Source organism: Amycolatopsis pittospori (genome assembly GCF_013870525.1).
GTDB classification, from domain to species: domain Bacteria; phylum Actinomycetota; class Actinomycetes; order Mycobacteriales; family Pseudonocardiaceae; genus Amycolatopsis; species Amycolatopsis pittospori.
On the sequence record NZ_JACBXD010000107.1, the window covers coordinates 1 to 22,953 of the forward strand.

A 22,953-nucleotide genomic window follows, 5' to 3' on the forward strand; every position below is an offset into this window, starting at 1 on the left:
GGCGAGCCGGTCTTCGGGCACCGGGGTGCCCCGGTCGTAGAGCTGGGTGATCGTCGCGGCCGCGTCGGGCAGACCGAGCAGGATCGCACCCGCCACGCGGTTTTCGCGGAGGACGAGCTTGCCGTAGCGGCAGCCCGCCGGGTCGCTGAAGGTGAGCACCTCGGCGTCCGGGTCGTCGGCGCCGGTCATCGTCTCGCCGAGCGCGGTGAGGTCGATGCCGCGTGCCTTGAGCCGGGTCACCGGCTGGGTGCCGCGGTAGCGCGACGACGCCTTGGTCCCGGTGACGAGGTCGGCGACGACGGCGGCCTGCTCCCACGCCGGCTGCACCAGGCCGCCGAACGAACCGGGATGCTTCGCGCAGTCGCCGATCGCGTGGATCCGGCCGTCGCTGGTGCGCAGCAGATCGTCGACGACGATGCCGCCCTCGACGGTCAAGCCGGCGTCGACGGCCAGTTTCGTCTCGGGCCGGACGCCGGTCGAGACGACGACCAGGTCGGCGGGGATATGCGTACCGTCGTCGAGTTTGAGCCCGTCCCCGCTGACGTAGCGGGCGGCGCCGACGCCGAGCCGGAAGTCGACGCCGAGCTCTTCGAGCTTCCGGGTGAGCACCCGCGCGGCTTCCGCGTCCAGCTGACGTTCCATGATGTGCGGCATCGGATGCACGACGGTGACGAGATTCCCCCGCCCCGCGAGACCCCGGGCGGCTTCCAGGCCGAGCAGGCCACCGCCGAGGACGACGACCGGCGCGCCCAGTTCGGCGGCGTCGAGGATGCGGGCGCAGTCGTCGAGCGTACGGAACGCGACGACGTCCGGGCCGGGTTCGAGGCCTTCGACGGGCGGCAGCCACGGATTGGCGCCGGTGGCGAGCACGAGCGCGTCGTAGTCCACAGTGGACCCGTCATCGAGCTGGATCCGTCGCGCGGCACGGTCGATCGACGTCGCGGTGACCCCGCGGCGCAGGTCCGCACTCGTGCGCGCCGGCCATTCGTCGTCGTGGAGCCGGACGGCCTCGGGCCGCATCGTCCCGGCGACCACCGACGAGAGCAGCACCCGGTTGTAGGCGGCGTGCTCCTCGGCGCCGACGACGGTGAGCCGGACGCGCTCGCCGTCGGGATCGCGGCGCTGGATCTCGTCCGCGAGCCGCGCGCCCGCCATCCCGTATCCGGCGATGACCACCGACCGGGGGCTCACGCGACGACCTCGGCCGGGGCGAGCGCGACCGCGCACACCTTGAATTCGGGCATCCGGCTGGTCGGGTCGAGCACCGGGTTGGTCAGCAGGTTCGCCCGGCCTTCGCCCGGGAAGTGGAACGGCAGGAACACCAGGTCCGGACGCAGCGACGCCACGCAGCGGACCCGAGCGACCGTCTCCCCGCGCCGCGATCGCACGACCGCGAGGTCACCCTCGGCCAGGCCCGCCCGGGCGGCGGTGTCCGGATGGACTTCCACGAAGGCCTCCCCTACGACGTCGTTCAGCTCCTTGACCAGCCGGGTCTGCGCGCCGGACTGGTAGTGCTGCAGGACCCGGCCCGTGGTGGCCTGCAAAGGGAATTCGTCGTCGGGCGGCTCGGCCGGGCCGACGTGGTCCACCGGCACGAACCGCGCGCGGCCGTCCGGATGGGCGAAGGAGTCGAGGAACATCCGGGGTGTGCCGGGATGCGTTTCCGCCGGAACGGGCCAGTACAGAGCCTCGCCGTCGCGGAGCCTGTTGTAGGTGATGCCCGAGTAGTCGGCGACGCCGCCCTTGGACGCCTGGCGAAGTTCGGTGAAGACGGTCTCGGCGTCGTCCGGGAACCGGCCGTCGGGCTGGCCGAGCCGCCGGGCCAGTTCCGCAAGCACGAACAGGTCGGTCCTCGCGCCGGACGGCGGGTCGATCGCCTTGCGGCGCAGGAGGACCCGGCCTTCGAGGTTGGTCATCGTGCCGTCCTCCTCCGCCCACTGCGTGACCGGCAGGACGACGTCGGCCATCGCCGCGGTCTCCGAAAGGACGAGGTCCGAGACGACCAGGAAGTCCAAAGAGGACACTTTGTCCTGGATGTTCCCGGCACCGGGCGCCGAGACGACGACATTGCTGCCGAACACCATCAGCGCGCTCGGCCCGTCGTCCTCGCCGAGCGCCTCCAGCAGTTCGACGGCGGAACGGCCCGGCCCCGGCAGGGATTCCGCCGGCACACCCCAGACCCCGGCGACGTACTCGCGAGCGGCGGGATCGTCGATCTTGCGGTAGCCCGGAAGCTGATCGGCCTTTTGCCCGTGTTCGCGTCCACCCTGGCCGTTGCCCTGCCCGGTCAGGCAGCCGAAGCCCGACCCCGCGCGACCCGGAAGTCCCAGCGCGAGCGCGAGGTTGATCCAGGAGTTCACCATCGCGGTGCCGTTGGCGTGCTGTTCGGTGCCGCGCGCGGTCAGGATGTAGGCGTTGCGGGCGGCGGCGAGTTTCGCGGCGACGCGGCGCTGGTCGGCGGCGGAAACGCCGGTGACCTGCTCGACGCGTTCCGGCCACCAGGCCGCGACCGAACGCCAGAGTTCCGCGAAGCCGTTGGTCCTGGCGTCCACATAGGACTGGTCGAGCAGGCCGTCGGCGACGACGGCGTGCAGGATCCCCTGCGCGAGGGCGAGATCGGTACCCGGCGCGGGCGCGAGGTGCAGTCCGGCGAGTTCGGCGGTCGGCGTGCGCCGCGGGTCGACGACGATCAGGTCCGCGCCGCGCAGATGCTGCGTGAACGGCGGCATCGTCTCGGCCGGGTTCGCGCCGATCAGGAGGACGGCGTCGGCGCCGGCGAGATCCGTGACCGGGAACGGCATCCCGCGGTCGGCGCCGAAGGCCTTGATCCCGGCGGCCGCCGCCGAGGACATGCAGAAGCGGCCGTTGTAGTCGATCTGCGAGGTGCCGAGCGCGATCCGGGCGAACTTGCCGAGCAGGTAGGCCTTCTCGTTGGTCAGCCCGCCGCCGCCGAAGACGGCGACCGCGTCGGCACCCCTGGCCGCGCGGATCTCGGTGAGCCGGTGCGCGACGAGGTCGAGGGCCTGATCCCAGCTCGCGGGCCGGAGTTCGCCGTCCACCCGGATGAGCGGCGTCGTCAGCCGGGAAGGCGAGGTCAGGAGTTCTCCCGACGTCCAGCCCTTCTGGCACAGACCACCGGCGTTGACCGGGAAGTCGCGCGGGGTGACGCGGGCGCCGTCGAGGCTCATCCCGCACTGCAGGGCGCAGTACGGGCAGTGCGTGTCCACGGCACGGACGGGAGCGGCGAGCGGCACGAGGGCACCTCCTCCAGGCGTCGATTGCGCTTGAAGGTAGGTAGGCCGTGTTACCTGAAAACTCCTGAATGTTTCAGGCGTTTGACATTGCCCGCCGCCGACGGACGTCACACCGTGAGGTCCCGACACCAGGTCGAGAGCTATAAACTCGGTGTATAGACGACGCGTATACACACTGTGTATAGTCGCCGCATGTCCATCGGGAACACCCTGCTCGGCCTGCTCGAAGGCGGCCCCAAGCACGGTTACGACCTCAAACAGCTCTACGACCGGCAGTTCCGGCAAGACCGCCCTCTGCACTACGGGCAGGTCTATTCGACGCTGAACCGGCTCTTGAAGAACGGCCTCGTCGAGGAGAACGGCGTCGAAGCGGGCGGCGGTCCGGACCGGAAGCGGTACGCGATCACCGACGCCGGCGTCACGAACGTCGAGGAATGGCTCAAGAGCCCGGAAAACCCCTCCGTCTACCTGCAGAACACGCTGTACACCAAGGTCGTCCTCGCGCTGCTTTCCGGCCGCGGCGCCCAGGACCTGCTCGACGCCCAGCGCGGCTCCCACCTGCGCGCCATGCGTGAGCTCACCGCCCGCAAGACCAACGGCGACCTCGCCGACCAGCTCATCTGCGACCACGCGCTGTTCCACCTCGAAGCGGATCTGCGGTGGCTGGAGCTCACCGCCGCCCGCCTCGACGAGCTCGCGCGCCAACTGACCCGCTGAACCTGGGGACCACAAGTGGAAACACCGTTGTTACAAGGGCTGGGCCTGCACAAGGCCTTCGGCCCGAACCAGGCGCTGGCCGGCGCCGGGCTCGCCATCGGCGCGGGCGAGATCGTCGCCGTCATGGGCCCTTCGGGATCCGGGAAGTCGACGTTGCTGCACTGCCTGTCCGGCATCGTCCGCCCCGACCAGGGCCAGATCCTGTTCCGCGGACGTGAACTGTCGTCGATGTCCGACACCGAACGCAGTGCCCTGCGGCGCACCGAATTCGGCTTCGTCTTCCAGTTCGGCCAGCTCGTCCCCGAGCTGACCTGCCTGGAGAACGTCGCGCTGCCGCTGCGGCTCGGCGGGATGAAACGCCGTCCGGCGGAACGGCTCGCCGCGACCTGGCTCGACAGGCTGCAGATCGGCGACGTCGCCGGTAGTACGCCCGGCCGGGTCTCGGGCGGGCAGGGCCAGCGGGTCGCCATGGCGAGGGCGCTGATCACCGAACCGTCGGTGATCTTCGCCGACGAGCCGACCGGCGCGCTCGACTCGCTCAGCGGCGAGGGGATGATGCGGCTCCTTTCGGAGACCGCGAAGCAGACCAACGCCGCCGTCGTCCTGGTCACGCACGAACCGCGGGTGGCCGCGTACTCCGACCGCGAGGTCGTCGTGCGGGACGGCCGGACGCGTGAGCCGGCGGTGACCCGATGAGCCGTTGGGAAGACCTGGCGCTGGGATTCCGGTTGGCCGTCGGGGGCGGCCGGAGTTCCGTGGTCAGGCTGGTGCTCGCCACCATCGGGATCGGGCTGGCGGTCGCCGTCCTGCTACTCGCCGCGTCGGCGGGCAACGCCTACGAAAGCAGGCAGCAGCGGGAGAACGCCTCCCGACTGAACTTCGAAGCGGCGCCCGGCGTCGCCCCGTTGCATTTCACGGGACGGACGACCGAGTTCCGCGGCGAACCGATCCGGATCGACTACGTGCACGCGACCGGACCGGATTCGCCGGTGCCGCCGGGCCTGGACCGGGTGCCGTCGCCGGGTGAGGTCGTCGTGTCGCCCCGGCTGAACGAACTCCTCTCGTCGGACGCCGGAGCTCTTCTGCGGCCTCGCTTTCCCGGCACGCAGATCGGTGTCATCGACTCAGGGGCGGTGCAGAACCCGAGGGATCTGAGCGCCTACATCGGTGTCGACGCCTCGCTGACGGGAGCGCCGATCTACGGCTTCGGCTCGTCCTCGCCCCGCGAACCGCTCCCCCCGGCCGTCCTCCTGGTGCTGATGATCGGGGTCGTCGCGCTGCTCACGCCGGTGTTCATCTTCATCGGCACGGTCTCGCGGATCGGGGGCGCCGAGCGCGACCGGCGCCTGGCCGCGCTCCGGCTGGCGGGGGCGTCGTCCTGGCAGGTCCGCCGGGTCGCCACGGCCGAGACCCTGGTGAGCTCCGTGACCGGGATGCTCGCGGGAGCCGGGCTGTTCCTGCTCTTCCGCGGGCAGATCGCGGACCTGCAGGTGTTCCGCTTCGGCCTCTTCCCGAGCGACCTCACCCCGTCGTGGCCACTGGTGGTGCTGATCGTGCTCCTCGTCCCGGCGCTGACCATGGCGGCCACGCTGGTGGCGCAACGCCGGACGATCATCGAACCGCTCGGCGTGGTCCGCGAGGCCGCACCGATCCGGCGACGGCTGTGGTGGCGGCTGCTGCTCGTCGTCGCGGGTATCGCGCTGCTGGTGCCCGGGTACGCCGTCGGCAGTGAACTCGCCAGGACCGCGGTGATGGTCGGGGCGTTGCTGCTGCTGATCGGCATCCCGGCGATGCTGCCTTGGCTGCTGGACCGCGCGGTCTCCCGGATCCGCGGCGGGCCGCCCGCGTTCCAGCTCGCGATCCGGCGGCTGCAGAGCGACAGCGGAACGCCTTCCCGTGTCGTCGCGGGTCTCTGCGTCGTCATCGCGGGGGCGATCGCCTTGCAGTCGTTGCTGGCCGGGCAGGCCGCCTTCTACCAAGAGCTCCCGACGACCCGCCAGCAGTCGTCGTCCGGCTCGATCGAGTTCACCGCCTGGAGTGGCGAAGCCGCCGAAAACGCGGTGCCCGCCGTGCGAGCCCTCCCCGGCGTCGCGGAGGTCCGGTCCGTCCGCACGATGTTCATCGACGGCTCCGGCGGCCATCTGGGGGTCGCCGACTGCCTCACGATCAAGGCCGTCACCACGGCGACGTCGTGCGCCGACGGGGATGTCTTCTCCTACAGGGAAGAACGCGGGCCTTCCCTCCATAAAGGACAGTCGGTAAACTTGGCCGACACGGGGAGGCGGGAACAGCGCTGGACCGTCCCCGCGGATCCGCGTCCCGTCGACTTCACGAAGGGGGAAGTCGCCTTCTACTCCGACGCACGGATACTGGCGACACCCGGCGCGATGGTGGGCGTCGAACTCGCCGGAGCCGGTGCCGCCGCGACGGCGCGGCCGACCGTGGCGGACCCGGACTTCGTGGAACAGGTGCGCAACGCGGTGGCGCCGTTCGGCTGGCAGACGCAGGTGAGCACCATCGACGGGAAGAAGCTGACCGACGAGTCCCGGATGTTCGCCGATGTCCGGGACATCCTGTTCGGCTGCGCGCTGTTCATCCTGCTGCTGGCGGGCGTGAGCCTCCTCGTGCTCGCCCAGGAGCAGGTGCGGGAACGGCGCCGGGCCATCGGCGCGCTGTCCGCGACCGGGGTCCCCGTGCGGGTCGTGATGCGCTCCCTGGTGTGGCAGAACGGGATCCCGCTGCTGCTCGGGGTCGGTGTCGCGATCGCGACCGGGATCGCCATCACCGCGAAGGCGACCCGGATGCTGTCCGAACCGCTGGTCATCGACTGGTCCGGTGTCGGCGTCCTCGCCGGGGCGGCACTCCTGGTGGTGCTGCTGGTGACCGCGTCGACGTTCCCGTCGGTGCGCTCGGCCGCACGGTCGGAGAACCTGCGCACCGAGTGATCCCAAGTCCGTGAAGGCCTCCTTGAGGGACTTGAATCAGCCCCGTGGCGCGAAGCGCCTCCCTTGAGGGCGGCGGCGGGGGCATGGATGGACCCTCAAGGAGGCCTTCACGGACACGGTCTAAAGGACAGCGCTGACGTCGCGGGCCGCGGCGCGGAGACCGTCGTGCGCCGCCCGCGTCGACCGAGGGTCGAGGGCGTTGGCGGCGAGGCGGAAGAGCACGGCCCGCAGGAGAAGCTGCGGCCACTGCGGGAGATGTGCCCAGCGTTCGAGGAGATCGATGGTGGCGCCGCCCCAGGCCAGCGCGTCGACCGCGACGATCGCGGCGCCCCATTCACCGGGCCGGTAGTAGGGCACGAAATCGACGATTCCGGGGGCCTCGTCGCCGTCGAACAGCACTCCGGCGAGAAGCTCCCCGTGGACGACCTGATCGGGCAATTTGACCGGTCTTCGCGAACCGGCCAGGACCTCGAACCAGCGGCCGCCCTTGTTCTCGTCGAGGGACATGTCCGCCTCGCCCCAGGCGAGTTTGTCGGCCAGCGCCTCGATATCGGTGCGGCGGCCCAGGAAATCCGGCCGCGGCAGGCCGGCCGTCGCGCGATGCAGCTTGACCGCGGCGTGCACCACGTCGTCGTAACGGTGCTCGGGAGTACCCGACACGAACCGGTTCGCCGACCAGCCGCCGACCACCCACCGGCCGTCACTGGACCGGACCGGCTTCGCGACCCGCAGACCGGGCTCGTCGACGGCCTCCAGCGCCCTGGCCGTCCACAGGGTCCGGGACTTGTCCTCGACCGGCTTCAGCACGAGATCGCCGTAACGCCAGGCAGTGGTGCCGGGCAACGGCTCCGCCTCGCCGGTACGTCCGCCGAACGCCGCGCAGACGTGGTCCGGAGGGCTCTCAAGGGTGGCACGCACGACACGGGACGTTACCTCGTCCCGCGCGCCACGAACGAGAAGACGCGCTGGACTTGAGTAGCGATACTCAAGACGGGATCGCCTCTGACCTGCCATTCTTCCGCGGTGTCCCCCCGAATGGCGCAGCGCCGTCTCACCGACGGGCAGATCGCCGCTCTCGCGCTCTGTTCACTGTGGCTGCTCGGGACGCTGGGCGCGCTCACCGTCGGCCTGCTCCTCCCGCTCGCCGCGTTCCTGCACGTCGCCTGGATCGCGTTGCCGGTTCCGCTCGTGTCGATCGGGGTGGTCTACCTGGTCGGTTTCGCGGCACCAGAGGCCTTTCCGTCCGTCGCGAGAGCTTGGCCCCGGCTGGGGTGGGCCTTCGCGAGCGGGATTTCCGGCGTTTTCGGCGCGATCTTCGTGGTGGAGGTGGCGGAGGCCTTCGATCCCTGGTTCGCGGTGCCGTTCCTCGGGGTACCGGTGCTGCTCGTCGCGGGGCTGTTCGCGCGTGACCTCCGGGTCCGGACGGGCGCGGGCATCCTCCTGGTCGCGCTGATCGCGAGCGGGATCGCCGTTCCCGCCGCCCTGCCCGAAGACACCGCAGCCCGGCGCCTCGCCGCGACCGGCGTCCCCCACGAACGCACCCTGGCGGCCGACCTCGGCCCATACCGGTTCCCGACCAAGACGACCGAAGACTCCGGGTCATTGATCGTCGAGTACGCGCCTCAGCTTTTGATCTCGCCCGTCTGGGCTTTCGCGACCGACGTCGTCGAGAGCTGCGAGACGTCGGTGAAGACCGTTTGGCGCCTTGAGAACGCGACGTGCGCCCAAGTCGGCGAAGGCGAGTTCATCCGGCGGAACGCGGACCGGATCGAGTTCGTCCAGCGGCGCGGCGCGCTGTCGGTGCACCTCGCGGGCAACCACAACTGGAAACCCGAGGAACTACGCGAACTGGCCGGGAAGACCCATCCCTTGACCGACGCCGAAATCATCGCCGCCGTACCGAAGGCGTCCAGCGGGAACCGGACGGACGTCGTCGCCGGGTTCACGAGGTTCGTCCGCGCGATCTTCGGTCCAGTGGGTCGTGAGTGACGTGAGAGCCGAGGGCGGCCGGGCCGGGACGGTTCCCGGTCCGTGAAGGCCTCCTTCCCTACCTTGAGCGTAGGGAAGGAGGCCTTCACGGACTCCTGGCCGGAACCCGAATCAGTAGGTCGGCAGGCTCTGGTCGATCTGCCGCGCCCAGGCCAGCACGCCGCCACCGAGGTGGGTCGCGTCCTTGAACCCGGCCTGGTGCAGCGCCGCGAGGGCCTCGGCCGACCGCGCACCCGACTTGCAGTGCAGCACGATCGGCTTGTCCTGCGGCAGTTCCGACAGCGCCTCGCCCGAAAGGATCTTGTCCTTCGGGATCAGCGTCGCGCCCTTGATGTTCACGATCTCGTACTCGTGCGGCTCGCGGACGTCGATGAGGGCGAAGTTGTCGCCGTTGTCGAACTTGGCCTTGAGCTCCGCCGGAGTGATCGTGTGGCCCGAAGCCGCCGAAGCCGCTTCGTCGGACACGACACCGCAGAAGGCTTCGTAGTCGATGAGCTCGGTGATCTGCGGGGTCTCCGGATCCTTGCGGATCTTGACCTCGCGGTACTTCATCTCGAGCGCGTCGTAGCTGACGAGCCTGCCGAGCAGCGGCTCACCGATGCCGGTGATCAGCTTGATGGCCTCGTTCACCATGATCGAGCCGATCGACGCGCACAGCACGCCCAGCACGCCGCCCTCGGCGCACGACGGGACCATGCCGGGCGGCGGCGGCTCGGGGTAGAGGTCGCGGTAGTTGAGGCCCTTGCCGTTCGGCGCGTCCTCCCAGAACACGCTCGCCTGGCCCTCGAACCGGTAGATCGAGCCCCACACGTAGGGCTTGCCGGTGAGCACGGCGGCGTCGTTGACCAGGTAACGCGTCGCGAAGTTGTCGGTGCCGTCGAGGATCAGGTCGTACCGCTCGAACAGTTCCAGCGCGTTCGACGACTCGAGCCGGTCGGTATGCAGGTGCACCTTGACGAACGGGTTGATCTCGGCGATCGATTCCTGGGCCGACGCGGCCTTCAGCTTGCCGATGTCGGATTGGCCGTGGATGACCTGGCGGTGCAGATTCGATTCGTCGACCTCGTCGAAGTCGACGATGCCGAGCGTGCCGACCCCGGCCGCGGCCAGGTACAGCAGCGCCGGGCTGCCGAGGCCGCCGGCACCGATGACCAGCACTTTGGCGTTCTTCAACCGCTTCTGCCCGGTCACCCCGACGTCCGGGATGATCAGGTGACGGCTGTACCGGGCCACCTCTTCCTTGGTGAGCTCGGCGGCCGGCTCGACGAGCGGCGGCAGCGTGCCTGACATCGGGTCCTCCATCTCGCGCGGATCGCGGGTCGCATCCCAGTATCTACAACAAGGAAAGGCGGAAACGACTTCCCCTGTTTCAAATCCTGGGATATTCCAGCAGGTGAGACGGCGGAGACTAGGGTGCCGGGTTCGGCCAGGAGCCCGGCTTGCAGACCTTGCCGTCGGCGGGAACCCTGCCCCGGTCCCCACCCGGCAGATCGTTCAGCTGCGCCACGAAGTCGTTGGAGACGCCGAACGTCTGCTGCATCATGACCGGCGCGATCGCGCCGTTCTCCTTGCAGCCCACGTGCTTTCCACCCAGGGCGTGCCCGACCTCGTGGTTGATGGCGTACTGGCGATATCCGGCCATGTCACTCTCGAAGGCGAGCGCCCCACGCACCCAGCGGGCGAGGTTGATCACCACGCGCTTGTCGAAGCTCGCGCGGTAACACGACGTCTCGTAGGTGATCTGAAACATGCAGACGTCCGCGCGATGCGTCGTGTTCGGTGTGGTGAGGCTCACCCGGAAGCTCGGGTTCGGGAAGCTCGCGTCGACTCGCTGGAGCGCCTTCTTGCCGTCCCACGTCCAGCTCTTGGCATTGGACAGGGTGCCCTCCACCATCCTGGCGAAGCTGTCGTCACCGAGGTAGCTGGTCGGATCGATGCCGTCCTCGACCTCGATCGTGTAGGTGTACAGCTGGCCCGTCCCGACCTTCTCTCCCTTGCCCGGGACCACGTGATAGGTGCCCTTGCCGGACTCGGTGAAGGGCTCGCCCTTGGGGAGATCCGCGGTCGGGATCTTGAGGTCGACCGGTTTGGCCGGGTTCTCCGGGAGGACGTCGCCGCCGCCGTCGACTCCCGCGCCCGGCTCTCCACCGTTGCCGGCGGAACCGTCGGCCGAGGCCACGGACTGCCCGTCGGAGGCGATCGGCTCGGCCGGTCCGGTGGCGGTGTTGAACACCACCAGCGCGGTGATCACCACCAGGATCGGCAGCGCGTACACGCGCCAGCCGTAGGTCTTCGCGAAACGGCCGATGCCGCTGCCGCTCTTGCGCTTGGCGCTCTTGGGCCGGGTGTCGCCGGGCTCGTGCGGCTTCCAGGACGCGCTGAGTGGCTGGGCGCTGGTCCGGCGGGCGCCGGGACGGTAACGATCCTCGTCGAGCCGCTGCGACGGCGGCGGGCTCGGCCGGTACTGACCGGTGCGCGGTACGTCGGAGGTCCGGGGCTGCGGTCGCGCCGAACGACGAGCGGAAGCGGAGTACTGAGACCGCCGACCTTCGCCCTGCGCGCCTTGCTTCACCCGATCCACGGGCACCAGGGTGCCATAACCGAACTGTGATGTTGTGAGCGACCGGCGCTTCGCGGGGCGTGTCTTCCCCACCCGGATGGGCTACCAGTCGCCCGATTCGACCGATTCCCACATACCCAAAACGGCCTTCGCTACGACATTCGGGCGTTCCATCTGCGCCACATGGCCGGTTCGGGGGAGAACGAGCAACCGGGCGTGGGGAAGCAGGCGAGCGGTACGTTCGGCGCGCCGGACGGATATCACTCGGTCGTGCTGCCCCCACACGACGAGCGTCGGCGTGGCGACCAAAGGCGCGACGGCCCACAACGACGCGGGGCCGCGCGCGGACCACGTCCGGAAGATGCCGAAAGTACTGCGGGCGAGCGCGGGCGTGGCCCAGGCGAAACCCGCGCGGGCGCTGTGCTCCTCCTCCAGTTCGTCCAGCCTGCTTTCGGCGAAGCGGCTCGGGTCCGCGAAGCACAGCTTGATGACCTGCATGGCACGCTCGCGCGGGCCGAGCGCGGCCAGCTGACGGCGTACCCGCGGGCCGACGAGTGGCAGGTACGCGAACGCCATCCGAGGGTCGGACAGCCGCTTCATACTGGGACGGAGATCCGGCATCGCGGGCGAGATCAACGTCAGGGTCTTCACCAGCTCCGGACGGCGGGCCGCGACGAGCAGCGCGACCGCGCCGCCCATCGAGTTGCCGAGCAGGTGCACCGGCCCCGCGTCGAGGTTCTCGATGTGGTTCACGACGACTTCGGCGTGCGCGTCGAGGCTGAAACTGAAGCCGTCGGGCGGCTCCGAATAGCCGAAACCGGGTAAATCGACCGAGGTGCCGCTCGCTTGAGGCGCCAGAAGCGCCGCGAGGTCGGTCCAGTTCGTGGAAGATCCGCCGAGCCCGTGGACGTAGACGGCCGTTTCCGCCCCGCCAGGAGTCCGGCGGATGTGCAATTTCACCCCGCCGACACCTATTGTTTCCCCGGGCCAAGGCGCCGGAGCGGGGTCCAGCGACGGCAATGACCTGCGGGACAGCGGCACGTGGGTCAGTGGCGGGCGGTCCCCGGCGGCACGGGAAACTGAAGAAGACACAGCATCAAGGATGCCCGACCCTTGGCGGTTCGGCCGTACCGGCGAGTAATCTCAAGTTCACTTCGCGCGGCGGTGACCCCGCCCGAGGAGCCCGCTCGACTGCGCTGGCTGACGCGTTCTCGGCGGAGACGAGTGCCTCGAACTGGAGGAAGCATGACGGAAATGGCGCGACTGCAGGCGCGAGGCGTCCGCCTGCCCAGGACGGAACGCCGCGCCCAGCTGCTGGCCGCCGCGCAGCGGGTGTTCGCCGCGAACGGCTACCACGCCGCCGCGATGGACGAGATCGCGGAAGAGGCCGGGGTCAGCAAGCCTGTCCTCTACCAGCACTTCCCGGGCAAGCTCGACCTCTACATCGCGCTGCTGGAAAGCCACGTCGACGAACTCGTGCGGCGGGTCAAGGAGGCGCTCGACTCCACGTCGGACAACAAGCAGCGCGTCCCGGCTACGGTCGGCGCGTTCTTCGACTTCGTCGACAACGACGCCGGCGCGTTCCGGATGGTCTTCGAGTCCGATCTCCGCGGCGAGCCCGCCGTGCAGGAGGCGGTGGACCGGGCGACGTCGGCCAGCGTCGACGCGATCACCGAGACCATCACCGCCGACGCGGGCCTCGACGAGGACAAGGCGCGGCTGCTCGCCGTCGGCCTCGTAGGCCTCTCGCAGGTCAGCGCGCGGTTCTGGCTGGCGCACCACAAGTCGATGAGCAAGGAAGAGGCCGTCGCCCTCACCGCCAACCTCGCCTGGCGAGGTATCGGTGGCGGTTTCCCGCTCCAGCACTGACCCCGCGTTTCGTCCTCTGAATGCGATCGTTGCGCGTGCAACTACCGCATTCAGAGGACGAAACGCATGCGGTTACTGGGGTAGGAGCTTCTTCAGGCGGTCGGCGGCGGCCTGGGCGTCGGCGACCACCTTCGCGGTGTCGAGACCGACGACGCGGCCTTCACGCTTGAGAGCGCGGCCGTCGACGAAGACCCATGAAACGTTCGCCGGCTGGGTGTTGAAGACCAGCTGGTTCACCCAGTCGACCTTCGGCGCGAAGTTGACCGTCTGGGCGTCGACCAGCTGGAGGTCCGCCTTCTTGCCCGGCGTCAGCGACCCGATCTCCTTGTCCATGCCGAGTGCTTCGGCGCCGCCGAGAGTCGCCATGCGCAGGACGTCCGCCGTGGTCGGATAGACCGCCGGATCCGTGGTCGTCGCCCGCTGGAGACCGACGGCCGCGCGCATCACGTTGAACATGTCGCTGGTGTCGTTGGTGCCACCGTCGAGCCCGAGCCCGACCTTCATGTTCCGCTTCTTCATCTCCGGCAGCCGGGCCACGCCCGAAGCGAGCCGCATATTCGAAAGCGGGTTGTGCGCGACGCCGACACCGGCGGCCGCGAGTTCGTCGAGGTCGGCGTCGGTGGTCTGGATGACGTGGTTCGCCACCAGCCCGGAACGCAGCGCGTTCGCCCGCCGGAGCGCGTCCATCTGTCCCGCGGTCAGGTCGGCCTTCGATTCGAGCAGGTGGACGTTCAGCGAGACGCCGAGTTCGCGCGCGAGCTTCTCCGACGCCTCGACACTCGGGAAGTTCCCGGTCGAGGGATGCGTGCCGATCTGCAGGCGGGCCAACGGGTTCGGGTCGATGACCTCCCGCTTCACGCGGCGGATCTCGTTCTGCAGCGCGGTATCCGTGGTCCCGTTGTAGGAGTAGAGGAACCGCAGCTTCGATTCGCCGAGCGCGCGGAGACCGCCCTTCGCGAAGTCGGTGTTGAAGGCGTGCGACCAGTCGGTGACCGTGGTGATCCCGGTCGAGACGACGTCGGCGGCCGCGAGTTTCGTGCCGGCATACGCGTCCGCGTCGGTCACCGGTGCGCGATAGAGCGGGATGACGCATTTGCCGAGCCAGCCGATGAGTTCCTTGTCGGCCGCGCAACCGCGGATGAGCGACTGCCACAGGTGATTGTGCAGGTCGACGAACCCGGGCAGCACGATCTTGCCGCGGCCGTCGACGACGCGGGCGTTGCCGGTTTCCAGGTCCTTGCCGACCTGCTTGATCTTGGTGCCCTCCAGTACGACGTCGGCGTCGGCGAGCGCGCCGAGAGGCCCTTCGCCGAGGCTCGGGTCCATCGTGAGCACCATCGAGGCGTCGCGGACGACGACCCGGCCGTTGCCGGTGACCTCCGCGTCGCTCGCGGCCTGCGTGGGTTCATCGCCCAGGTCACCGAGCAGGGCCGCGCCGAGCACCACGGCGAGGGTGAGGGTGAAGACGGACAGGACTGATCTGCGCTGTTTCATCGTTCCAACTCCCCAGTCGAAAGCAGCGTTGCAAGATCACGCTAGCGCTCCCGGAGGGAGCAAGGGACCTTTGCTACCGCTTTGGACCATCCAGCGGCAGCGCCGATGCCCGGCTTTCGGATATGAATCCGGCGACCGCGTTGCCGATCCGCGAGGAGTCGCCCCATGCCCCACATCGCGCTCGACGAGAACCTGCCCGGCATCACCGCCCTGTTCGCCTTCCGGCCGGAGACGGCGGCGCCGCTCGGACAACTCGCCGAAGCCCTGCTTCGCGGACCCAGCAGCCTCAGCGTCGGCGAACGGGAACTGATCGCCGCGGTGGTCTCGCGTGGCAACGACTGCACCTTCTGCTCGCGCAGTCACGGCGCCGTCGCCGCCGAAGCGCTCGAAGACGGCATGCCGGTCGTCGAAGCGGCGTGGAAGGACGTCGACGGCGCACCCGTGTCGGCGAAGGTGAAGGCACTTCTGCACGTCGCGCTCGCCGTTCGCGAAGGCGGGAAATCCGTGAGCGACGACCTGATCGCCGCCGCCCGCGCGGAGGACGCGACGGACGTCGAAATCCACGACACCGTCCTGATCGCGGCGGCCTTCTGCATGTTCAACCGCTACGTCGACGGCCTGGCGACCGTGGCCCCGGACGACGACGAGGCCTACAAGCAGATGGGCGTCCGCCTCGTGGAAACCGGCTACGCCCGCTTCTGACCTGCGGGAAAGAGCAAGGGACCTTTACTCTCGCCGCCCCACCGAAAGCGATGGCAAAGGTCCCTTGCTCTCTTTTCAGACCCTCGCGGCGCGGCGGACGAGTGCCGCGATGCGGTCCGAAACCTCCTGGGCCCGTTCCTGCGGGAGCATGTGCCCGGCCCCCGGGTAGCGCACGAATTCGGCGTCCGGCAGCGCGTCGGCGATGACCTTGGCGTGCGTGGTCGGGCAGAGCCTGTCCCGCTCCCCCGACAGCACGATCACCGGTTTCCCCAGCAGCGCGGCCAGCGTGACCCGGCAGTCGTGCCGCGAGATCGCGTCCTGGAATCCGGCGACGCTGGCCGGATGCGCGCACAGCAACTGTTCCGCGACCGAGTCGACGTCCGTCCGCTGCGGCCGGCGGCCGAAGACGAGCAGCCGCGCGCCGGGGCGCACCACGGACAGCGGCAACGGCAAGGCGTCCCGGCGGTTCTTCGCGAGCAGCTTCGCGAGCCGCCGTTCGAACCTCGCCGCGCCACTGCCCGCGATCCCCGGCAGGCCGAGGGTGATCCGGTCCATCTCACCGGACGACGTGGCGACGAAAGCGACACCGGCGACGCGCCGGGCCACGAGTTCGGGGTGCCGACGGGACAGCTCCATGATCGTCATCCCGCCCATGGAATGCCCCGCGAGCACGATCGGTCCGCTCGGTGCGCGGTCTTCGATCAGCTCGGCGAGGTCGTCGGCGAGGGTCGGGATCGTGGCCGTTCCCGGTTTCGCCGGCGCGGAACCACCGTGCCCGCGCAGGTCGTAGCGCAGGATCCGCACGGAGTCGCCGAGGCGCGACACCACGCCGTCCCAGGTCCGGTGGTCCTGCGTCCAGCCGTGCACCAGCACGAGCGTGAGTTCGGAATCGGCCGGGCCGCTCATCTCGATGTGGAGGGCGGTGCCGTCACCGGTGACGAACCGGTGTTCCCGCGACGGATCCCACGAGACGACGCCGCGCTGCTTGACGCTCCTCATCGCTTCCCCGGCAGCAGGAAGGACTTGCGCCAGAAGTACATGCCGGGTTTGCCGACCAGACCGGACTCCTGCAGGAACGGCATGATCTTCTCGCCCGCCCACTGGATGGTCTCGCGCCAGTTTTCGTTGGCGAGCGCGGCTTCGACGCCGTCGCGCGGCCGGATCCCGACCGCCTTGTAGACGTGCGGGTTGATGAAGGCCCGCGTCACGAAGTAGGAGATCAGCGCGATGATGAACTGCTGATAGATGATTTCCTTCTTCGTCAGCTTCGCCATTCCGCGAGTGACCTCTTCGCGAGCGAAGGTGACGTGCCGGGCTTCTTCGAGTACGTGGATCCGGTTGACCATCCGCACCAGCGGCTGGATGTCCGGGTCGTTCATCTGCTCGCGCTGAAGCCGGTCGAGGACCTCTTCGGCGACCAGGATCGCGCCGTAGCGTGCGGGACCATAGGAGATCGACGGCATCAGCTTCGCCAGCCGCCGCAACCACGGCACCGGCCCGTAGGCCGGGCAGCCGATCCGCGCCGCCATCCGCGCGAACATCGTCGAGTGACGGCATTCGTCCGCGATCTCGGTCAGCGCGTACTGCGCGTGCGAACTGGTCGGGTCTTCGTCGTAGACCTCCTTGAGCAGCATCTGCATCAGGAGGATTTCGAACCACAGACCGGTGGTGGCGACACTCGCGACCTCGTGCTTGCCGAGTTCGATGCGCTGCTCTTCGGAGAGCGAGTCCCACAGCTTGGTGCCGTACAGCGAGGAGCGGTGAGCCGGGATGTAGCGCTTCCCGTCCACCAGCGGAGCGTTCCAGTCGATGTCGACGTCGGGATCGTAGAACTTGTTGGCAGAGGACTTGAGAAGCCGCTCGGCGGTCTTCTCCCGGTCCGTTTCCTTCAGCGCCCGCGTCATTGCCGACACACCCCTATCTGTAACTCGCGGTAACAGTTACCTCTGGTAGCATGACTTGGGTGATCGAACGTGTCAAGCGCAACAGCAAGCAGTCGAGCAAGCACCCCACGGCGGGTGAGGCCGACACGGGTGATGCCCGCCGCGACCGCTGGCGCAAGCACCGGATCGCACGCCGCGCGGAGTTCGTCGAAGCCGCCCTCAGGGCCCTCGACACCCACGGCCCAGACCTCGGCATGGAGGACGTCGCCGCCGAAGCGGGCGTCACGAAACCCGTGCTGTACAGGCACTTCGACGACAAGGCCGACCTGTACGTCGCCCTCGGGCAGCGCGGCACGGAGATCCTCTTCCAACGGCTGATCCCGGCCATCAACTCCGAACTCGCCCCGGTCCCCCGGATCCGGATGGCGCTCGACGCGTTCTTCAGCGTCATCGAGGAGCACCCGAACCTCTACCGTTTGCTCGCGCGCGGTGGCCTGCAGGAGAAGGTGCTCGTCAAATCCGACGTCGTCGCGGAGGACAAGGAACTCATCGCGACCGCGCTGACCGCGCTGCTCGGCGACTACATGCGGATGTTCAACATGGACTCCGGCGCCGCCGAACCGTGGGCGCACGGCATCGTCGGCATGGTGCAGAGCACCGGCGAATGGTGGCTGGACCGGCGCTCGATGGGCCGCGACAGCGTCGTCGAGTACCTGACACAGATCATCTGGGCCGCGATCGACGGCCTCTCCCGGCAGCAGGGCATCGTCATCGACCCGAATCTGCCGCTCGAAGAGAACAAGGTCGTCCAGATGCGGAAGACCGAGGAAAAGCAGGTGGAGGGGCAATGAGCGAGCACGACGAAGACGGCTACGCCGGCGAAGCGGTCCTCGTGATCGACGGGACCGAGATCGCGGCCACCGTCGAACTGCGGGGCTACTTCCAGCCGATCGACGGCTATTACCGCTGGTACGGCCGGGTCGCCACCAACGAACAGGTGTCCGCGGCGGCCGACGGCAAGAAGAAGGCCGTCGAAATCCGCGCGGGCGAGTACAGCGCGAAGGGCGAACTCTCCGACCCGGACCCGTGGGACCGCTACCGCATCATGGGCACCAGCACGCCGCCCTTCCACGTGCCGACCTCACTGGAAGAACTGAACGAACTCAACGCCTGACGTCTCGGCTTGCGGGAGAGCAAGGGACCTTTGCTATCACCGCCCAAGCGATGGCGACAAGGCGAAGATGTCGTGTCCGTTGGCCGGTCCGTGAAGGCCTCCTTGAGGGACCCTAGGTCCCTCAAGGAGGCCTTCACGGACTTCACGGCCAGACGCCGGTGACCCAACCGCGCCACCGTCAGCCGCGCCGTTGAGCAGGGACCCGCGTCGACGGCACCACGTACTTCGGCCAGCTCGACAGCTTGTTCATCGTCCATTCCAGCGGCCCGCGCCCGACGAACTTCCGCCACAGCACCGCGGCGGTCAACGCGACCACCGAGAACTCGACGAAGTGCAGCACGCTGAAGATCGAATCACCGTCGCTCTCGTCCCACAGCAGCGCGATCGCCACGAAATGCAGCACGTACGCGCTCAGGACCCGGCCGCCCAGGTCCGAAAGCGGCCTCAGCACGCGTTCGAATCTCGGCATCAGCAGCTGGCAGCCGCCGATCACCGCGGCCGCGATCCCGATGGAGATCAGCAGGTCGAACGGCGTGTAAGAGGTGCCTGTCGGCAGCAGTTCCCAGGCCCAGCTGGTGGTCGGCGGCGTGCCGTGGATCCAGGTCTGGTTGAGCCGGAAGAATTCCGACGGCGTCATCCCGGCCTGCGCGGCGGCCGGCTCCAGCGAGCGGTAGACCGCCTGCATGCCGCCGAGCGGTCCGGTCGCGATCCAGGAGGCGAGGTAGCCGCCCACCGCGACCGCCGAGCCGCCGAAGAACAGACGGCGGCACACGCTGCGCGACGTCAGGTCCATGCGGCCGATCGCCATCCCGGCGAAGACGTACGCCATCAGCGTGAACGCGGGGAACGTACCGGTCAGGACGAGGACGGTCGCGGCCTTCAGCAGCCCTGTCGACGTGACGTCGTCCGCCGTCAGGTCCGGAGCGAAGAACAACAGGTCGCGGGGCAGCAACTGGGCCCTGACCAGATGGGACAGCAGGGGCGCGACCACAGCAGTGACGACGGCCGCGATCGCCAGTGCCTTCGCGCTCGCGCGCAACCACGGAATCGCAAAGAGAAAGCAGGCGCCGTAGTAGGCGAGGATCACCATGTAGCCGGTCTCGAGGCTGGTCAGCCACAGTCCCAGCGCCACCAGCAGCGGCGCGCGCGTGGCCAGCTTCAGCGCGACTCGCGTCCGGTCGCGGCCCAGTTTGGGGCGGCGTCCGCCGGACATCAGCGCGATCGAGACACCCGCCAAGACCGCGAACAACGCCGCGGAATGGCCTTCGAACGGTTTGAACAGCACCCCGACGCCGCCTTTGGCCGGATCGGGGCCGACATGCACCGCGTACATGCCGAGTACGGCCAGACCGCGGGCGACGTCGATACCGGTCAGCCGCCCTACGACCCGCTTGCCTTGATCGGGAACAGTGCGCGCGCCGTCGACCAGCGCGCGGTCCATCACAGTGACGCCGTCCACCTCATTTCTCGGCTAGCCCCCTGCCGTCCCCGCCTTAGCGTGACGATCAAATCTGAGAGCTGGCTGAGATGCAGCGGTGACGCCACTGTGACATCGGACTACAACCCGATCGGGTTAGCCACCCACAGCGAAGCCGACCTTGCGAACATCCGACGGCGCGATCTCGACGTAGGCGATCCGGTCGGTGGGCACGATGTACTTGCGGCCCTTTTCGTCGTCGATGCGGAAGATCCCGTCACCGGTCGTCAAGGCGCTCGCCACCAGCTGCTCGACCTCGTCGGGCGACTGGCTGCTCGACACGACGAGCTCCCGCGGCGTGTCCTTGATGCCGATCTTGACCTCCACGTGGGACCTCCGCTTGAAAGTATCGAAATTAATGGTCAGCCAAGGCTAGCCGAAGGGACCTCAGCCGAGCCCCAGCACCTGCATGCGCTTGGTGTGCCCCTGCTGCAACCGGCGGAACAGCGCGGCGATTCCCGAAAGATCACCCGAACCTTCGACGATCAGTTCGGCGAGGCCGTCCCGCTCGGCGACGACGTACTGAGCCTGCGTCAGGGCCTCGCCCAGCAGGCGACGACCCCACAGCGCGAGCTTGTCCCGCGCCTTCGGGTCGGCCTCGATCCCGGCCGCGACCTCGCGCTCGGCGAACGCCGAATGCCCGGTGTCGGCGAGCACGGTGAGGACCAGATCCTTGGTCTCCGGGTCGAGCCAGCTGGCCATCTCGCGGTAGAGATCCGCGGCGAGCCCGTCACCGACATAGGCCTTCACCAGCGACTCGAGCCACGAACGCGGCGCCGTGGAGGCGTGCCAGGCGTCGATGTGCCCGACGAACGGACGCATCGCGTCTTCGATCGCGACGCCGTGCCCCGCGAGATGCTTGGTGAGCAGGTCGTAGTGCCCGATCTCGGCCGCCGCCATGGACGCCAGCGCGGCCCGTCCGGACAGCGTCGGCGCGGTGCGCGCGTCCTCCGCCATGCGGTCGAACGCGGACAATTCCCCGTAGGCGAGTACGCCGAGCAAATCGACTACGCCCTCGCTGATCTGCTTTGCCTCCGTCACGGCGACGAGGGTATCGCCGAACACACTCCCGGGGTGGTGAAGAGACCGATCCCACCCTCCCCGGCGCGGCGGGGACTATACGAAAACCGCAGACCAGGTACACTGGCGGCCGGATACGACGGATCATCCGTCCCGGATCGGGACGCTGCTACGGCTGAAGGACAGCCGATGCGGCCCCGGTCAGCACAAAGAATGATGTGCGTGCACGCCATCCTGCGGCATTCCCACGAAGGGCCGCTTCAGCGCCAGTAGCGCGGAGCCGAGCGAATTTTCGTGGTCGAGTGTCGATCCGGTGACCAGGGCAGTGCGCGCTGGTCACGAGAGAGGCGAGCACCCTGACCACGAACGAAACCACAACCGAAGAGAACACCACCGGTCTGCCGGAGGCCGTCGCGCTGGAACACAGCGAGACCGGCCCGGCGGCACTGGACGTGTCGCACCCGCTTCAGGCGGGCGCACCGGTGGAGCCCGAAGCCCCCTCCTTCGCGTCCTTCGGCGTCAAGCCGGAGATCGTGAAGGCGCTGAGCGAGGCCGGGATCGAGCGCACCTTCGCCATCCAGGCCCTCACCCTGCCGCTGGCCATGGCCGGCGACGACCTCATCGGCCAGGCCCGTACCGGTATGGGCAAGACGCTGGGCTTCGGCGTCCCGCTGCTGCACCGCGTCGAGGTCCCCGGCGACGGCACCCCGCAGGTACTGGTCGTCGTGCCGACCCGCGAGTTGTGCATCCAGGTCGCGAACGACCTCAAGGGCGCCGGCAAGCACCTCGGCATCCGCACCCTGGCCATCTACGGCGGCCGCCCGTACGAGCCGCAGATCGCGGCGCTCCGCAACGGCGTCGACGTCGTCATCGGCACCCCCGGCCGCCTGCTGGACCTGGCCGAGCAGAAGCACCTGGTGCTGGGCAAGGTCCGCGGTCTGGTGCTGGACGAGGCCGACGAGATGCTCGACCTGGGCTTCCTGCCCGACATCGAGCGCATCCTGCGGATGGTCCCGGACAAGCGCCAGACGATGCTGTTCTCGGCGACCATGCCGGGCCCGATCATCACGCTGGCCCGCACGTTCCTGACCCAGCCGACGCATATCCGCGCCGAGGAGAACGACGCCGGCGCGATCCACGAGCGCACCACCCAGTTCGTCTACCGGGCGCACTCGATGGACAAGCCCGAGCTGATCGCCCGCGCGCTGCAGGCCGAGGGCCGCGGCCTGACGATGATCTTCACCCGCACCAAGCGCACCGCGCAGAAGGTCGCCGACGAGCTCGTCGAGCGTGGCTTCGCGGCCGCCGCCGTGCACGGTGACCTGGGCCAGGGCGCCCGCGAACAGGCGCTGCGCGCGTTCCGTTCCGGCAAGGTCGACGTGCTGGTCGCCACCGATGTCGCCGCCCGCGGTATCGACATCGACGACGTCACGCACGTGATCAACTACCAGACCCCGGAGGACGAGAAGACCTACGTCCACCGCATCGGCCGCACCGGCCGCGCGGGCCGCACCGGTGTCGCGATCACCCTCGTCGACTGGGACGAGGAACCGCGCTGGAAGCTGATCTCCGACACTCTCGGGCTCGACATGCCCGAGCCCGCCGAGACGTACTCGTCGTCGAAGCACCTGTTCTCCGACCTCGGCATCCCCGAGGGCACCACCGGGCGCCTCCCGCTGTCGAAGCGGACCCGCGCCGGTCTTTCGGCCGAGGTCGAAGAGGACCTGGGTGGCAAGCGCCGGGGCCGTGGCCAGGGCCAGAGTGCCGCGAAGGACGAAGAGGCTCCCCGCAAGCGCAACCGCACCCCGCGCAAGCGGACCCGCGGTGGCGCCGACGCGGCCGCCAAGATCGAGGCCGCCGACGCCGCGG

General features: G+C 69.0%; 21 protein-coding genes. 9 read left to right on the plus strand and 12 right to left on the minus strand.

Annotated elements, in window-relative coordinates:
- Both H5J31_RS35255 and H5J31_RS35260 read right to left on the minus strand, forming a co-directional pair.
- A partial coding sequence (locus H5J31_RS35255) for an NAD(P)/FAD-dependent oxidoreductase (RefSeq protein ID WP_181777014.1) occupies positions 1 to 1,191 on the minus strand: 1,191 nt, incomplete at its 3' end.
- Complete coding sequence (locus H5J31_RS35260; RefSeq protein WP_181777015.1) at positions 1,188 to 3,254, minus strand: molybdopterin oxidoreductase family protein; 2,067 nt, start codon at positions 3,252 to 3,254, stop codon at positions 1,188 to 1,190. The genes H5J31_RS35255 and H5J31_RS35260, both read right to left, overlap by 4 nt.
- 192 nt (positions 3,255 to 3,446) lie before the next feature.
- On the opposite strand from H5J31_RS35260, the gene H5J31_RS35265 reads away from it, so the two are divergent.
- From H5J31_RS35265 to H5J31_RS35275, 3 genes are read left to right on the plus strand one after another with little or no spacing between them, the layout of a single operon-like run.
- Positions 3,447 to 3,971: a PadR family transcriptional regulator gene (locus H5J31_RS35265; protein WP_181777016.1), complete on the plus strand. Its 525-nt coding sequence runs from the start codon at positions 3,447 to 3,449 to the stop codon at positions 3,969 to 3,971.
- A gap of 15 nt (positions 3,972 to 3,986) precedes the next feature.
- Entirely contained in the window at positions 3,987 to 4,667 is a 681-nt protein-coding gene (locus H5J31_RS35270) for an ABC transporter ATP-binding protein (protein WP_181777017.1), read from the plus strand.
- Positions 4,664 to 6,916 (plus strand): FtsX-like permease family protein, encoded by a 2,253-nt coding sequence (locus H5J31_RS35275; protein WP_181777018.1) that lies wholly within the window; start codon positions 4,664 to 4,666, stop codon positions 6,914 to 6,916. The genes H5J31_RS35270 and H5J31_RS35275 overlap by 4 nt, the downstream gene beginning before the upstream one ends.
- Before the next feature lie 120 nt (positions 6,917 to 7,036).
- On the opposite strand, the gene H5J31_RS35280 is transcribed toward H5J31_RS35275, so the two are convergent.
- The gene (locus tag H5J31_RS35280; RefSeq protein WP_181777019.1) at positions 7,037 to 7,834 is read right to left on the minus strand and encodes a TIGR02569 family protein; all 798 of its coding nucleotides are present in this window, start codon (positions 7,832 to 7,834) and stop codon (positions 7,037 to 7,039) included.
- Positions 7,835 to 7,939: 105 nt separating this feature from the next.
- On the opposite strand from H5J31_RS35280, the gene H5J31_RS35285 reads away from it, so the two are divergent.
- Positions 7,940 to 8,905 carry a hypothetical protein gene (locus tag H5J31_RS35285; RefSeq protein WP_328701694.1) on the plus strand — a complete coding sequence of 322 codons (966 nt, stop codon included), beginning with the start codon at positions 7,940 to 7,942 and terminating at the stop codon, positions 8,903 to 8,905.
- Positions 8,906 to 9,016: 111 nt separating this feature from the next.
- Here H5J31_RS35285 and moeZ read toward each other — a convergent pair whose 3' ends face one another.
- From moeZ to H5J31_RS35300, 3 genes are all read right to left on the minus strand, one after another.
- On the minus strand, positions 9,017 to 10,195 hold the full coding sequence (gene moeZ / locus H5J31_RS35290; RefSeq protein WP_181777020.1) for an adenylyltransferase/sulfurtransferase MoeZ: 1,179 nt from the start codon (positions 10,193 to 10,195) through the stop codon (positions 9,017 to 9,019).
- Positions 10,196 to 10,313: 118 nt separating this feature from the next.
- Complete coding sequence (locus tag H5J31_RS35295) at positions 10,314 to 11,486, minus strand: DUF3152 domain-containing protein (RefSeq protein ID WP_181777021.1); 1,173 nt, start codon at positions 11,484 to 11,486, stop codon at positions 10,314 to 10,316.
- 81 nt (positions 11,487 to 11,567) lie between these two features.
- Positions 11,568 to 12,425: an alpha/beta fold hydrolase gene (locus tag H5J31_RS35300; RefSeq protein ID WP_181777022.1), complete on the minus strand. Its 858-nt coding sequence runs from the start codon at positions 12,423 to 12,425 to the stop codon at positions 11,568 to 11,570.
- A 285-nt stretch (positions 12,426 to 12,710) separates the two neighbouring features.
- On the opposite strand from H5J31_RS35300, the gene H5J31_RS35305 reads away from it, so the two are divergent.
- On the plus strand, positions 12,711 to 13,334 hold the full coding sequence (locus H5J31_RS35305; RefSeq protein ID WP_181777023.1) for a TetR/AcrR family transcriptional regulator: 624 nt from the start codon (positions 12,711 to 12,713) through the stop codon (positions 13,332 to 13,334).
- 72 nt (positions 13,335 to 13,406) lie between these two features.
- Here the strand turns inward: H5J31_RS35305 and H5J31_RS35310 are convergent, their stop codons facing one another.
- Positions 13,407 to 14,828, minus strand: coding sequence for an amidohydrolase family protein (locus H5J31_RS35310; RefSeq protein ID WP_181777024.1), 1,422 nt, complete (start codon positions 14,826 to 14,828; stop codon positions 13,407 to 13,409).
- Positions 14,829 to 14,993: 165 nt separating this feature from the next.
- Between H5J31_RS35310 and H5J31_RS35315 the strand changes: the two genes are divergently transcribed.
- Positions 14,994 to 15,530, plus strand: a complete 537-nt coding sequence (locus H5J31_RS35315) for a carboxymuconolactone decarboxylase family protein (RefSeq protein ID WP_181777025.1) — start codon at positions 14,994 to 14,996, stop codon at positions 15,528 to 15,530.
- 75 nt (positions 15,531 to 15,605) lie between these two features.
- On the opposite strand, the gene H5J31_RS35320 is transcribed toward H5J31_RS35315, so the two are convergent.
- Both H5J31_RS35320 and H5J31_RS35325 read right to left on the minus strand, forming a co-directional pair.
- Complete coding sequence (locus H5J31_RS35320) at positions 15,606 to 16,529, minus strand: alpha/beta fold hydrolase (RefSeq protein ID WP_181777026.1); 924 nt, start codon at positions 16,527 to 16,529, stop codon at positions 15,606 to 15,608.
- Positions 16,526 to 17,434, minus strand: a complete 909-nt coding sequence (locus H5J31_RS35325; RefSeq protein ID WP_181777027.1) for an AurF N-oxygenase family protein — start codon at positions 17,432 to 17,434, stop codon at positions 16,526 to 16,528. Before H5J31_RS35325 ends, H5J31_RS35320 begins: the two co-directional genes overlap by 4 nt.
- 50 nt (positions 17,435 to 17,484) lie before the next feature.
- Here H5J31_RS35325 and H5J31_RS35330 point away from each other — a divergent pair, with 50 nt between their 5' ends.
- Together H5J31_RS35330 and H5J31_RS35335 are read left to right on the plus strand one after the other, a co-directional pair.
- On the plus strand, positions 17,485 to 18,264 hold the full coding sequence (locus H5J31_RS35330; RefSeq protein WP_181777028.1) for a TetR/AcrR family transcriptional regulator: 780 nt from the start codon (positions 17,485 to 17,487) through the stop codon (positions 18,262 to 18,264).
- Positions 18,261 to 18,587 (plus strand): DUF4873 domain-containing protein, encoded by a 327-nt coding sequence (locus tag H5J31_RS35335; RefSeq protein WP_181777029.1) that lies wholly within the window; start codon positions 18,261 to 18,263, stop codon positions 18,585 to 18,587. The genes H5J31_RS35330 and H5J31_RS35335 overlap by 4 nt, the downstream gene beginning before the upstream one ends.
- Before the next feature lie 178 nt (positions 18,588 to 18,765).
- Here the strand turns inward: H5J31_RS35335 and H5J31_RS35340 are convergent, their stop codons facing one another.
- From H5J31_RS35340 to H5J31_RS35350, 3 genes are all read right to left on the minus strand, one after another.
- The gene (locus H5J31_RS35340; protein ID WP_181777030.1) at positions 18,766 to 20,046 is read right to left on the minus strand and encodes an acyltransferase family protein; all 1,281 of its coding nucleotides are present in this window, start codon (positions 20,044 to 20,046) and stop codon (positions 18,766 to 18,768) included.
- Positions 20,047 to 20,160: 114 nt separating this feature from the next.
- Positions 20,161 to 20,391 (minus strand): DUF3107 domain-containing protein, encoded by a 231-nt coding sequence (locus tag H5J31_RS35345; protein WP_181777031.1) that lies wholly within the window; start codon positions 20,389 to 20,391, stop codon positions 20,161 to 20,163.
- A gap of 60 nt (positions 20,392 to 20,451) precedes the next feature.
- The gene (locus H5J31_RS35350; protein WP_034313407.1) at positions 20,452 to 21,105 is read right to left on the minus strand and encodes a ferritin-like fold-containing protein; all 654 of its coding nucleotides are present in this window, start codon (positions 21,103 to 21,105) and stop codon (positions 20,452 to 20,454) included.
- A 461-nt stretch (positions 21,106 to 21,566) separates the two neighbouring features.
- Between H5J31_RS35350 and H5J31_RS35355 the strand changes: the two genes are divergently transcribed.
- Positions 21,567 to 22,953 (plus strand): DEAD/DEAH box helicase (locus H5J31_RS35355; protein ID WP_181777032.1); only part of this gene is annotated, 1,387 nt, incomplete at its 3' end.

Excerpts from the sequence above, each read along its gene's own strand:
- H5J31_RS35265 (WP_181777016.1), top strand. The coding sequence starts at position 3,447 with ATGTCCATCGGGAACACCCTGCTCGGCCTGCTCGAAGGCGGCCCCAAG.
- H5J31_RS35275 (WP_181777018.1), top strand. The coding sequence starts at position 4,664 with ATGAGCCGTTGGGAAGACCTGGCGCTGGGATTCCGGTTGGCCGTCGGG.
- moeZ (WP_181777020.1), bottom strand. The coding sequence starts at position 10,195 with ATGTCAGGCACGCTGCCGCCGCTCGTCGAGCCGGCCGCCGAGCTCACC.
- H5J31_RS35305 (WP_181777023.1), top strand. The coding sequence starts at position 12,711 with ATGACGGAAATGGCGCGACTGCAGGCGCGAGGCGTCCGCCTGCCCAGG.
- H5J31_RS35310 (WP_181777024.1), bottom strand. The coding sequence starts at position 14,828 with ATGAAACAGCGCAGATCAGTCCTGTCCGTCTTCACCCTCACCCTCGCC.
- H5J31_RS35315 (WP_181777025.1), top strand. The coding sequence starts at position 14,994 with ATGCCCCACATCGCGCTCGACGAGAACCTGCCCGGCATCACCGCCCTG.
- H5J31_RS35320 (WP_181777026.1), bottom strand. The coding sequence starts at position 16,529 with ATGAGGAGCGTCAAGCAGCGCGGCGTCGTCTCGTGGGATCCGTCGCGG.
- H5J31_RS35325 (WP_181777027.1), bottom strand. The coding sequence starts at position 17,434 with ATGACGCGGGCGCTGAAGGAAACGGACCGGGAGAAGACCGCCGAGCGG.
- H5J31_RS35330 (WP_181777028.1), top strand. The coding sequence starts at position 17,485 with ATGACTTGGGTGATCGAACGTGTCAAGCGCAACAGCAAGCAGTCGAGC.
- H5J31_RS35335 (WP_181777029.1), top strand. The coding sequence starts at position 18,261 with ATGAGCGAGCACGACGAAGACGGCTACGCCGGCGAAGCGGTCCTCGTG.